The sequence below is a fragment of the Enterococcus sp. DIV1298c genome (assembly GCF_017316315.1).
GTDB classification, from domain to species: domain Bacteria; phylum Bacillota; class Bacilli; order Lactobacillales; family Enterococcaceae; genus Enterococcus_B; species Enterococcus_B mangumiae.
Genome location: NZ_JAFLWG010000054.1, coordinates 1 through 12758 on the forward strand (window position 1 = coordinate 1; position 12758 = coordinate 12758).

Annotated in this window: 11 protein-coding genes; 7 read left to right on the forward strand and 4 right to left on the reverse strand. The window is 39.1% G+C overall.

Annotated features, from left to right (window positions below; all coding sequences use genetic code 11):
* Nucleotides 1–210 precede the first annotated feature (210 nt).
* Complete coding sequence (locus JZO83_RS12450) at nt 211–2718, forward strand: M60 family metallopeptidase (RefSeq protein ID WP_207115934.1); 2508 nt, start codon at nt 211–213, stop codon at nt 2716–2718.
* Between the two features lie 155 nt (nt 2719–2873).
* Here the strand turns inward: JZO83_RS12450 and JZO83_RS12455 are convergent, their stop codons facing one another.
* Nucleotides 2874–3200: a hypothetical protein gene (locus tag JZO83_RS12455; RefSeq protein WP_206857380.1), complete on the reverse strand. Its 327-nt coding sequence runs from the start codon at nt 3198–3200 to the stop codon at nt 2874–2876.
* Between the two features lie 125 nt (nt 3201–3325).
* Between JZO83_RS12455 and JZO83_RS12460 the strand changes: the two genes are divergently transcribed.
* Both JZO83_RS12460 and JZO83_RS12465 read left to right on the forward strand, forming a co-directional pair.
* Entirely contained in the window at nt 3326–4471 is a 1146-nt protein-coding gene (locus JZO83_RS12460; RefSeq protein ID WP_206857377.1) for a VanZ family protein, read from the forward strand.
* A 75-nt stretch (nt 4472–4546) separates the two neighbouring features.
* The gene (locus JZO83_RS12465) at nt 4547–5896 is read left to right on the forward strand and encodes a DEAD/DEAH box helicase (RefSeq protein ID WP_207115935.1); all 1350 of its coding nucleotides are present in this window, start codon (nt 4547–4549) and stop codon (nt 5894–5896) included.
* Between the two features lie 87 nt (nt 5897–5983).
* On the opposite strand, the gene JZO83_RS12470 is transcribed toward JZO83_RS12465, so the two are convergent.
* Nucleotides 5984–6415: a GNAT family N-acetyltransferase gene (locus JZO83_RS12470; RefSeq protein ID WP_207115936.1), complete on the reverse strand. Its 432-nt coding sequence runs from the start codon at nt 6413–6415 to the stop codon at nt 5984–5986.
* Between the two features lie 361 nt (nt 6416–6776).
* On the opposite strand from JZO83_RS12470, the gene alaS reads away from it, so the two are divergent.
* From alaS to JZO83_RS12485, 3 genes are all read left to right on the forward strand, one after another.
* Complete coding sequence (alaS, locus tag JZO83_RS12475; RefSeq protein WP_207115937.1) at nt 6777–9419, forward strand: alanine--tRNA ligase; 2643 nt, start codon at nt 6777–6779, stop codon at nt 9417–9419.
* Nucleotides 9420–9587: 168 nt separating this feature from the next.
* Nucleotides 9588–10184 carry an ECF transporter S component gene (locus tag JZO83_RS12480; protein ID WP_206857365.1) on the forward strand — a complete coding sequence of 199 codons (597 nt, stop codon included), beginning with the start codon at nt 9588–9590 and terminating at the stop codon, nt 10182–10184.
* A gap of 88 nt (nt 10185–10272) precedes the next feature.
* On the forward strand, nt 10273–11358 hold the full coding sequence (locus JZO83_RS12485; RefSeq protein ID WP_242542646.1) for a cation diffusion facilitator family transporter: 1086 nt from the start codon (nt 10273–10275) through the stop codon (nt 11356–11358).
* A 71-nt stretch (nt 11359–11429) separates the two neighbouring features.
* Here JZO83_RS12485 and JZO83_RS12490 read toward each other — a convergent pair whose 3' ends face one another.
* Nucleotides 11430–11825, reverse strand: a complete 396-nt coding sequence (locus JZO83_RS12490) for a ribonuclease HI family protein (protein WP_207115939.1) — start codon at nt 11823–11825, stop codon at nt 11430–11432.
* Nucleotides 11826–11903: 78 nt separating this feature from the next.
* On the opposite strand from JZO83_RS12490, the gene JZO83_RS12495 reads away from it, so the two are divergent.
* Nucleotides 11904–12341: an EbsA family protein gene (locus JZO83_RS12495; RefSeq protein ID WP_206857360.1), complete on the forward strand. Its 438-nt coding sequence runs from the start codon at nt 11904–11906 to the stop codon at nt 12339–12341.
* Nucleotides 12342–12445: 104 nt separating this feature from the next.
* On the opposite strand, the gene JZO83_RS12500 is transcribed toward JZO83_RS12495, so the two are convergent.
* The gene (locus tag JZO83_RS12500) at nt 12446–12658 is read right to left on the reverse strand and encodes a cold-shock protein (RefSeq protein WP_242542644.1); all 213 of its coding nucleotides are present in this window, start codon (nt 12656–12658) and stop codon (nt 12446–12448) included.
* Nucleotides 12659–12758 lie beyond the last annotated feature (100 nt).

Genomic DNA, 12758 nt, shown 5'->3' on the forward strand with positions numbered 1-12758 from the left:
GTCCACTTTATTATAGAGCCCGTTTTCCCGAAGACGTTTCAGTCTTTTTTTATTTATATTATCAAAAAATCTATATATTTCGTTAACAAAGCACAGAATATTATTTTTGTGTTTTCAATTTTTCCTTACATGAGAAATAACTAAAATAAACCTTTTTATCCAACGTGTTATAGTTATGTTATTAATAGAAAATAATGAAGAGGTGTTATTTTGAAAAAGGGTAAAGCAATAATTTTAAGTAGTTTGTTGTTTAGTATGGTTATTTTATCGGATGTTAATACGGTGGAGTCTGTGATGGATGATTCAGTAGAAATAAAAACTGAACTTTATTCAACTTTACATAAAAACCAGAATGTTTCTCGAAAGTTAGAATTGAAACAATCAGAAAACTTAATGAGTTATCGTATGTCAGTATTAGATAACAAATTTGGTCCGAGTTCGAATCAATCAACAGGTATTTATAAACGTGCAGGGGATACGATTGAGATCTATGTTGATGAAACGACTGATCAGACAGCACTGCCTATTTATTCGATTTCTGGTACCGCATTAAAAGATAATTTTGAAGGTTGGAATCAAATTGGTCAATTGCGCAGAGGAAGAAATGTCATTGCAACAAATCAAGAAGGTGTCATTCATCTTAGAAATGAGACAGCTAGAACTGCTCAAGGAAAATTAAGTGTAGAGATTAGAGGAGGAGTCACGATCCCTCGGTTTATTTTGGGCGAAACTACGACACAAGAATGGGCATCGATTTTAGCCAATCATCCAGATGCACAAGGATATGAATTAGTAGCTGATCGCCTTATCTTGACAGGCTCAAACCGAACAATCAATTTGGTGAAGGATCCTGAACTGATTTTGAGAAGTCATTTGAAAGTAATTGAATTACACGATCAAACATCCGGATTAGATGGCAACGGCCCTCAACATCGTTTACCAATCAATCTAGGTCAACATATGCGTGAAACAGCACAAGATAGCTGGTATATGTACGCTTTTTTCCAACATACTGGTTACCATCAACAAGGTGGGATGCAAGTTGTTCTTGATCCATTAAATGCAAACCAATGGGGAATTTGGCATGAATTAGGACACATTTATCAAATGACACGCATGGATTGGCGAGGTTTGGATGAAGTCACTGTCAATATTTTTTCGTTGAGGGCTCAAAAAGCACTTGGTGTGCGCAGTCGATTAGAACAAGAAAACACGTATTCTACGATTTTTAATTACTTGAATAGTTCAGGGCAAAAGCATTTTGATAATCAAGGAATATGGACTAGATTAGGAATGTTCTGGCAATTAGAATTAGCTTTTGGAGAAGATTTTTATCCCAATTTACATAAATTGTATCGAGAAGAAGCCCGTTCTCTTCCATCTGAACAAGCGAAACGCCAATATTTTGTTACGTCCGCTTCAAAAATAAGCGGCAAGAACTTATTACCGTTCTTTGAGGCTTGGGGAATTGAAGTCACACCAGAGAGTCGTGCAGAATTAGAGAAACTACCCAACTTGACCAAAAAGATTTGGGAGTACCGGGATGAAATGACTGGTGAAGTCGGAAATATCGATGGTGAAGAGAACAAAGATACTCAAGCACCAACGGTTCCAACAGGATTAACAGCAAGTGAAGTCACAACGAATTCTGCAACGATCAGATGGAATCAAGCCTCAGATAATATCAAAGTTAAAGGCTACCATATCTATCGTGATGGGAAAAAAGTTACTTCTGTTGAAGGAACAGAATTTACCGATCAAAACTTAGCAAGTGACACCGCTTATTCCTACGAAGTCAGCGCCTACGATGAAGCAGGCAATGAGTCAGCAAAAAGTAATGCAATGACTTTACGTACAAAAGGCGAAAGTACGGATACGCAAGCACCAAGTGTACCAAATGGGTTGGTCGCCGAAGAAGTGACGACGAATTCAGTGAAACTGAAATGGAACCAAGCAACGGATGATGTGGGCGTGAAAGGTTACCATATTTATCGTAATACAGTGAGAGTAGCGACTGTCGATCGTTTAGAACATTTAGATTTACAGTTAGTGAGTAATACAGCTTATGCTTATCAAGTGAGTGCGTTTGATGAAGCAGGGAATGAATCGGGCAGAAGCCAATTTTTAACGGTCGTCACTAGACGTGAAGAGCAAGCTGATACACAGGCACCAACTGTTCCGAGTAGTCTGACAGCTGGTACGATCACAACGAATAGCATCCAGCTGAACTGGCAAACGGCTACAGATAACGTAGCAGTGACGGGCTATCACATTTATCGTGATGGTGTCCGTATCCAATCGATCAGTGGCACATCATTTACCGATCAATCTTTGACGAGCAATACCACTTATACCTATCAAGTGAGTGCTTATGATGCAGCTGGGAATGAGTCAGGAAAAAGCCAGCCGTTAGCAGTAAAAACAAATGAAGAAGCAGCGAGCCAAGATACTTGGAGAAGTGACCAAATCTACGTTGCTGGAGATACAGTTATCTATCAAGGAATCGAGTATCGTGCAAAATGGTGGGTTCGAGGTGATCGCCCGGATACTTCGGCGGCATGGGAAAGAACAAGTCCACTATCAATGGTTGAATGGAATAGCAGCCGCAGTTATGTTGGTGGGGAACGAGTGCGTTATCAAGGGAAGATTTATGAAGCAAGATGGTGGAATGTCAATGCAAATCCAAGTACGAACAGTGTCTGGGTATTGATAGGCTAGACATTTTGTCTAAAAAGTTGTCCATACGATCAACGAGATAAAAATAAGGTGAAGGATCCAGAAATAGTTGCTATTTCCTGGATTCTTCGCCTTATTTTCTTTGATGGAAGCAAGCTAGATGATCGTTCAGTTATATTTGTCATCAGTAATGTAGTTCAACGTTCTTTTTTTCGCAATTGTTGGATACGTAGCCAAGCTCGGATGACATTTAGTAGGACTAAACAGCCCGCAATAGTGATAGGCACCCAAATCAAATACACAGAATAGCCAAGTTCTGCGGAAAGTTCTGTGCTTGATGTATGCGCAAGCTCAGTAAGTGCTTGTTGCCATGTCTGTAAATTGAAAACCAGCATAAAACCGGCAATGATCAATAGGATAAAACCCAAATAGTGGATCGATGTCCGTTTGCGGATCAAAGCAAATAATAAATATAGAATGAGTAGGAATGCTGGAACACCGAATACAAAATAAATGTTAAGCATAATAGATCGCCTCCTTATATCAATCATACTTCAAGTGGATGAAATTTAAAAATAATTTAGTCAATACTTGCGTTTCTTGAAGCAATGCTGATAATATGACTGTATTCAAAGGAGGATTTATATTTATGGCAAGCTATATCGAGCCGATTCGTTTTGCGTTACTCGTATTTCCATTTCTCGCATTAGCGATTTCTGCTGTCTTTTTTATTTATGAATACCGAAAATACGGGACATTTCTCCTGACAAGAGCAGTGATTTTGTATTCATTTGTTTTTTATCTATTGTGTGCGTACTTTTTAGTGATTTTACCGTTGCCGACCAAAGAAGCAGTGGCGCAAATGACTGGTCCGAAAATGGAATTGCAGTTGTTTGCAACTTGGTACAATTTCAGAGCGAATACTGTTCTTGTGTTGTCTGATCCAAGTACGTATTTACCGGCTATGAGACAAAGTGTTTTTTTAGAGCCATTATTCAATGTCTTTTTACTTTTACCTTTTGGGATCTATTTAAGATATTATTTTCGACTGTCTTTTGTGAAAACAGTCATCGCAAGCTTTTGTCTTTCGCTCTTTTTTGAATTGACACAATTAACCGGGTTATACTTTATTTATCCACGCCCATATCGTTTGTTTGATGTCAATGATTTACTGACGAACACCTTTGGAGGGATGCTTGGCTTCATCGTAACACCGATTTTCACGTTCATGTTGCCTACACGAGCAAGGATGGATGAAGTATCATATGAAAAAGGAAAGACAGTTTCATTGACACGTCGCTTAGTTGCCTATTTGATCGATTGGTTCGTTCTGTCCATTTGTACGTCGATCCTAGGAGTGGTGGGCCGTCTATCGATTGGGAGTGGCGAATTTACCTCATACAGTTGGTGGGTATTCATCCAAGTTTTCTTGTATTTCATGATTCTTCCTTTTTTAACAAATGGACGGACACTTGGGAAGAAAATCGTACGGATCAAATTAGTCGAAGAAGGCAAGGAACGGATCAGTTTTCGCGCGTTGTTCATCAGGTACGCGTATCTCTATTTCTTATTTTTCGGTTTGAGTTGGTTAGGGCAAGTTGTTGGGCCAGTCATCAATGAAGCGACTGGTGTCACACAGATGAGCGCGGTATTTATTTTCTTATGTATCTTTGTTGCACAAATCGTTTTCGGTCTGAATCTATTTTTATCATTTATTCGTAAGAAGCGCGTTTTATTCTATGAAAAAGCAAGTCACACCTATACGATCAGTACGATCAAAGAGAGAAAAGCTTGACCTTTTCAAGCAAAATAAGCAAATTTATGTTATAATTCCAAAGTCGTGAAAAATACAAAGAGAAGAGGTGTCGAAATGAGTCATTTTAAACAATTCAATTTTCAACCGTTTATCAACGAAGCGTTAGCAGAAAAAGGTTTCCAAGAACCAACAGAAGTACAGGAACGTTTGATTCCTTTGATTTTAAAAGGAAAAAATATTATTGGGCAATCACAAACTGGTTCAGGAAAAACGCATACGTTTCTTTTGCCTCTATTTCAAAAAATCAATGCAAACAAAGAAGAAGTCCAAGTGGTCATCACTGCGCCAAGTCGTGAATTAGCCACACAGATCTATGAAGCTGCTGTTCAGATCGCAAAATTTTCTGATCCGGAGATCCGTGTGTCGAATTTTGTCGGCGGAACAGACAAACAACGTCAATTAAGTCGCTTGAACCACCAACAACCACAAATCGTCGTAGGTACACCAGGACGTATCCTTGATATGATGAATGAGCAAGCTTTGAAGATCCATACTGCGTTTGCTTTTATCGTAGATGAGGCGGATATGACTTTAGATATGGGATTCTTGAATGAAGTCGATCAAATCGCTAGCCGCTTGCCTGAAAAATTACAGTTTTTAGTTTTCTCAGCAACGATCCCAGAAAAATTACGCCCATTCTTACGTAAATATATGGAAAATCCGATCATCGAAGAAATCAAACCAAAAGCTGTGATTTCTGAAGATATTGAGAATTGGTTAGTTTCAACAAAAGGGAAAGACAAGAATCAAACAATCTATCAACTTTTGACGATTGGCCATCCTTATTTAGCGATCGTGTTTGCAAATACGAAGCAACATGTTGATGAAATCGCGGATTACTTGAAAAATCAAGGATTGAAAGTTGCGAAGATCCATGGAGACATCACCCCTCGTGAACGCAAGCGTGTGATGCGTCAAGTCCAAAACTTAGAATATCAATATGTCGTTGCGACTGACTTAGCTGCTCGTGGGATCGATATTGAAGGCGTTTCTCATGTCATCAATGCGGAGATCCCAGAAGATCTTGACTTCTTTATCCATCGTGTCGGTCGTACCGGCAGAAATGGTTTAAAAGGAACAGCAATCACGTTGTATTCACCAAGTGATGAAGAATTGATCGCAGGGATCGAAAAAATCGGTGTCGTCTTCGAGCCAATGGAAATCAAAAATGGCGAGATCGTTAAAACGTATGACCGTAACCGTCGGACAAAACGTGAAAAATCAAAAGACACACTTGATCCAACATTGATTGGTTTAGTGAAGAAGAAAAAGAAAAAAATCAAACCTGGCTATAAGAAAAAAATTGACTGGGCGATTGCGGAGAAAAACAAAAAAGACCGCAAGATCGAAAGACGTCAACAAACGCGTACAGCCAGAAAAAACAAAAAGAACTCAAATCAATAAAAGTAGTCTTGGTCCAATCAAACGAATGACTATAAGCGTCAAAAACCGAAATAGAAAAACTATTTCTTGGTTTTTGACGCTTTTTTGTTAGTGATGAAGCTTTTTTCGCATTTGTTGGCAAAGGATGCCGTCTTCGATCAGTGGGTCTGAGAAAGGCTGATACCCTTGCTTTTCATAAAAAGGAACTGCCGCCATTTCTGCAACTAGATAAACTTCCTGAAAAGCATCACTTTTTGCTCGTTTTTCTGCCGTTTGGAGCATTTCTCGACCAATACCGCGTTTACGCCAATCTTTTGCGACACAGAAACGGTCAAATTGGACTTTCGCATCGTTTAGTTTTTGATAACGTAAGGTAGCGATCGGTTGTTCTTGATGAAATCGTACAAGGTTAGGGTAATACGCATCTTTGCCGTCAAATTCTAAATGTGCAGGTATTTCTTGTTCTAAAACGAAGATGGCATAACGTAACGTGTAACTAGCAGCTTTTATCCATTCCTCTGTCCCAAAATAAGATTCCATTCGTTTGCCTCCTCGTTGTCTCTTTTTTGATTATACCAAGGAAAAATCAAGGAGCAAACAACAAAAAATAAAAAAGGAGGATTGACACCTTCATCAAGAATACGTATACTAATAAAGTACAAAAAAGGACATAGTTTGTTTTAGACAGACTCACAGAAAATTCTTTCTAGGCTGAAAAAAGAATAGTCACTGTTCAAACTGCTCCCTTTTTTCTTTGATAGAAATATCAACGCGACTCAGCGTTAACGAGTTTAAGAGGTAATGAGTAAACATCATTGCAATCAAGGTGGTACCGCGAGTTTTCGTCCTTGGCTGTAATGATGTTTTTTGTCGTTTATCATTTAGAAAGAAGGTAAAAGGAATGAAAAAATTAAGTAGTGCTGAAGTACGTCAAATGTTTCTGGATTTTTTCCAAGAAAAAGGACATACGATCGAACCGAGTGCTTCACTAGTACCAGTCAATGATCCTACTTTATTATGGATCAATTCAGGCGTAGCAACGTTAAAAAAATATTTTGATGGATCAGTTGTACCAGACAATCCAAGAATCACGAATGCACAAAAATCGATTCGTACGAATGACATCGAAAATGTAGGGAAAACTGCTCGTCACCATACAATGTTTGAAATGCTAGGGAACTTTTCGATCGGTGATTATTTCAAAGAAGAAGCAATCCATTGGGCATGGGAATTTTTGACTAGTCCAAAATGGATGGCGTTTGATCCAGAAAAATTATATGTAACTGTTTATCCAAAAGATACAGAAGCAAAACGGATCTGGCATGAAGAAGTTGGATTATCACTTGATCATATCGTGGATGTGGAAGACAACTTTTGGGATATCGGTGCTGGACCATGTGGACCAGATACAGAGATTTTTTACGATCGTGGCGAAGCATACAACGACTTGGCAGAGGACGATCCTGAAAATTATCCTGGTGGCGAAAACGAACGATACCTTGAAATTTGGAACTTAGTATTTTCAGAGTTCAATCACAAACCAGATAATACGTTTGAACCTCTTCCACATAAAAACATTGATACGGGCATGGGCTTAGAACGGATGGTTTCCATCGTTCAAGATGCACCAACGAACTTTGAAACAGATCTATTTATGCCGATCATCCATGCAGTAGAGCAATTGAGCAATAAAGTGAAATACGGGGAAGATGCGTTGACTGATATTTCATACAAGGTGATCGCTGACCATATTCGTGCATTATCTTTTGCTATCGGTGACGGTGCATTACCTTCAAATGAAGGTCGTGGCTATGTGTTACGTCGCTTGTTGCGCCGAGCAGTGATGCATGGTAAAAAACTAGGCATTGAACAAGCTTTCTTGTATCGTTTAGTACCAGTTGTTGGTGAAATCATGGAAAGCTATTATCCAGAAGTGTTGGAACAAAAAGAATTTATTGAAAAAGTAGTTCGTACAGAAGAAGAACGTTTCAACGAAACGATCAATGAAGGTCTTGAAATCTTGAATCAAGTGATCAAGGACGTGAAACAAGCAAATGGCACAACGCTTGCCGGAAAAGATATCTTTAAGCTATATGATACTTATGGATTCCCGGTTGAATTGACAGAAGAAGTAGCAGAAGACGAAGGCTTGACTGTCGATCATGAAGGCTTTGAAACAGAAATGCAAGCACAACGAGATCGTGCGCGTGCAGCTCGTCATACAGAAACATCTATGGGTGTACAATCTGCTCTATTGACAGATATTAAAGTCGAAAGCAAATTTATCGGTTATGATCATATCGAATCAGACAGTGAATTATTAGTGCTTATTCAAAACGAAGCAATCCTCAATGAACTTTCTGAAGGTGAAGCACAACTGATTTTTGACCAAACACCTTTCTATGCTGAAATGGGTGGACAAGTAGCGGACCAAGGTTGGATCATCGATGCTTCTGGTGAGACAGTTGCAAATGTTACTGACGTTCGTAAAGCACCAAATGGACAATTCTTGCATACAGTGGAAATTCTTTCAAGTATCAAAGAAGGAAACACATATCATTTATTGATCGACGAACCTAGACGTAATCGAATCATCAAAAACCATACAGCAACACACTTATTGCATAAAGCATTAAAAGAAGTACTAGGCGATCACGCAAATCAAGCAGGGTCATTAGTTGCACCAGGTCACTTACGTTTTGACTTTACGCATTTTGGTCAAATCACGAGCGATGAGTTAGCACAAATGGAAAAAATCGTGAATGAAAAAATCTGGGAAGCGATCCCTGTCGAAACAATTGAGACAGACATTGATACGGCGAAAAACATGGGCGCGATGGCTTTATTTGGTGAAAAATATGGCAATGAAGTCCGCGTGGTGAACATCGGCGGCTGGTCAATCGAATTATGTGGTGGTACGCACGTTGGCAATACTGAAAATATCGGGATTTTTAAAATCGTTTCCGAATCTGGGATCGGTGCAGGCGTTCGTCGTATCGAAGCTGTAACAAGCAAAGAAGCGTATGAATTGTTGGAAAGTGAAGAACAACAACTAAAAGAAGTTGCGGCAATCGTGAAATCACCGCAATTGAAAGAAGTTGTGGCAAAAACAGAACAATTGCAACAGCAATTGAAAGAACTTCAAAAAGAAAATGAGCAGTTGGCAAGCAAACTAGCAAACCAACAAGCAGGGGATATTTTCAAAAATCCAGAGACGATCAATGGAAAAACGATCATTACTGCACAAGTAAAAGTCAAAGATATGAATCAATTGCGTCAATTGGCAGACCAATGGAAACAAAAAGCTGTTTCAGATATTCTTGTATTGGCAAATGAACAAGAAGGCAAAGTCAGCTTGTTGGCTGCAATGACACCTGAAGCAAATGCAGCAGGTTTGAAAGCCGGCGATCTAATCAAAGCAATCGCACCGAAAGTGGGCGGTGGCGGCGGTGGTCGTCCAGATATGGCACAAGCAGGTGGGAAAAACCCTGCTGGTATCCCTGATGCTTTGGATGAAGCAAAATCATGGTTGGAAAACAAATAAGATCAACCATGCATTTCAATTAGTATAGATAGGCAAACGAGTTTGGGACGATTTCCTAAGCTCGTTGCTTATTTTTCATCGAGCCAGCTTTTTGACACGATATACACATTTATTGACAAATCAGTAAAACGCTATAGGATTAGAGTAAAGCAAACAGGGGGAGATACAATGAACAGTAAAAACAAAACATTTCGGCTAGTACTTCGTGCCATTTTATTAGCTATCATTATTGTCCAATCAATGGTTCCATGGTTAGGTTTTATTCCATTAGGTTTTATCAGTCTGACGATCATCCATATCACTGTGATCGTAGCAGCCGTCGTATTAGGCCCGAAAGATGGCATGTTGATCGGTTTGTTCTGGGGAATTGCGACGATCATTCGTGCGTATGCCATGCCAACGACCCCGTTTGATACATTAGTTTTCACGAATCCAATCATTTCAGTCTTACCAAGAGTCTTGGTAGGTCTTGTTGCTGGCTTGGTATTCCATTGGTTGTATAAACGAACAGCTAAGATCGTTATGCCATCCATTGTGGCAGGTGTTTTAGGCTCATTAGTCAATACCGTCCTTGTCTTAGGCTTTATGGGCTTGTTCTATACCAATGCCACAGCTCAAGCATATGGTGTCGATTCTTCCGTTTTATTCAATACACTTGCTGGGATTGCAGCGATCAATGGGATTCCAGAAGCAATCGGAGCTGGGATCATCACACCTTTACTCGCTAAAGCATTATTTGCAGCCACACCTTTGAAACCTGAATGAGGTCGAGCAATCACAGATAAAAGGAGTCACAAACTTGGTAAAGAAACAAGAAACACTCACAGCAAAAGAACGTACAAAAAAAGCATTGATGGCAGGGATATGGGGACTACTGACAAATGGGATCTTATTCGTGGCGAAATTGATGATCGGACTGCTCTCTGGAAGTGTTTCGATCATGGCAGACGCCATCAATAGTTTGTCAGATACAGCTTCTTCTGTCTTGACCTTGATTGGGTTCAAGATCGCAGCGAAACCAGCAGATCCTGAACATCCTTACGGTCATGAACGATTTGAATATATCAGTGGACTATTTGTCTCTCTCATCATCACGTATGTTGGGTTTCAGTTCTTGCATTCTTCGATCGAGAAAATCATCCACCCTGAAAATATTGCGTTATCACCAGTGATTTTTTTAGTCTTAGTCTTTTCGATCGCTTTGAAATTTATTCAAGGACGTATGTATAAGAGAACTGCAACCACGATCGATTCGGAAACGCTACATGCGACTGCCAAGGACAGTTACAATGATGTGTATACGACATTCGCTGTTTTGCTTTCCGCTTCTGTTGAGTGGCTGACAAATTGGCGTGTCGATGGCTACATCGGTTTCTTATTAGCACTCTATATTTTGTATAGCGGAGTGATGATGTTAAAAGAATTCGTATATGAGTTATTGGGTAGTCGGCCAACTGTCGAGCAGATCCAGGCGATGGAGGAGCAACTGAACGGGTATAAGAAAATACTCGGTTATCATGACTTATTAGTGCATAACTATGGACCAAATCAGCGCTTTGCCTCTGTGCATGTCGAAGTCGATGATCGACTGGATCTGAATGAAGCGCACAAGATCATGGACATCATCGAGAAAGATTTTAAAAAGTCTTTAGGTGTCGAGTTAGTCTGTCACTTAGATCCTGTGCCAGTTGGCAATGAGAACTATCAAGAGATCCTTAATGAACTGAAGAAAATTATCCATGAGACAGCAGAAGGCTTGAAAATCCATGATTTTCGCATGATCCACAAAGGACAGATTCTCCAATTCGATGTCGTTGTTCCTGAAGGGATACGATTGTCGGATGAGGAACTAGAACGAACGATGCGTATCCAAATCGAAAAGAGGATCGGCGAGTATCAGTTAGATATCACATTCGATCATAACTATTTGCTTTTTTAAACATTTAAAAAAGCCCACTTGGAGAAAATCTGAACGATTTTTTCCAAGTGGGCTTTAAAAATCTTTTTTAATTATAAAGCTTTTTGTAAAGCTTGCCTTGCTAAATTGTCTGCGCCTTTATTTTTACTTTCAGGAATCCACTGAAGGATCAACATTGAAAAATCTTTTAATAGACTTTGTATTTTTTCTAAATAAGGCAAAAAATCTTTGTTGGAAGTATGATCTTTATCAATCGTTGAAACCAACACTTTACTATCGGAATAGCAGAGAATGATTTCTTCGGTCAGCTGTCTATTCTTTAGAATTTCTAAAGTTTTTAAAAAGACTTCAAACTCGGCTTGATGGTTGGAACCAAAGGATAAAGGGATAGATAACTGTTCTTGTTGCTGATCAGAGACGATCAATATTCCTCCACCACTAGGTCCAGGGTTGCCTTTTGTTGATGCGTCAATGTATACTTTTAACATAAGGAAAAATACTCCCTTCAAAATAGATAGTAGGTTCGACTTATTATACCATTACAGATAAAGACACGAGGTTGAAGAATGAAAAAAAATATTCGCTGGCAGCCGGAAACGGCACAGTCGATCATCTATTGGTCATCAACATTTATTATTTTGTTTTTAAGTTTGATTTTATCGTTAGAAAATACAAGGCCCTATTGGAAAAGCAATATCATAATGGGTGTATTCTTTGTTTTCCTATTGTTAGGACTGAGACGCTCATTTGTTTTAAAGAAAGACGCCATAAGAATAAAATATGCTGCTTTTTGGAGAGATCGTGACATATCGATCGATGAAATCAAAGAAGTCCGCGTACAAAAGCGTAAAGTATCTTTATCATTTGCCACGGGGAAAGAGCCATTTGTGATTTTCGTCAATCGGAAAGCACAACAGAAGTTGCTTGAACACTTGAAACACCCGATGGAAGAAGCAATCAAACCTTCTTCATTACTAAACAAGACGAAAGATCTAGTTGAGTAAAAAGCAATGGCAAGCGTGCAAATAGCTTCTTGTTTCTAAGATCACTTGCAAAAAATAAAAAAGCTATTCCGATAAAAGTATATCGGGATAGCTTATTTGTTTGGCTATACTTGCTCATTGATCTTTTTGACATGGGCCGCTTGAGCACCTCGATTACCTTCAATGACGGTAAATTCTACCACTTGGTTTTCCTCAAGTGTTTTGAATCCTTCTTCTTCGATCGCAGTAAAATGTACGAAGATCTCTTCTGTTTCATCATAACTAATAAAGCCATATCCTTTTTTGTTATCGAACCATTTCACCATTCCTGTGGTCAAAACACTCACGACCTTTCTATGTCTGATCATAGCCTATATTATAAAGAGAATTAGCAAGTACGTCAAATAAATTAAAAATCGGCTTTTTTTGTTTTTTTTT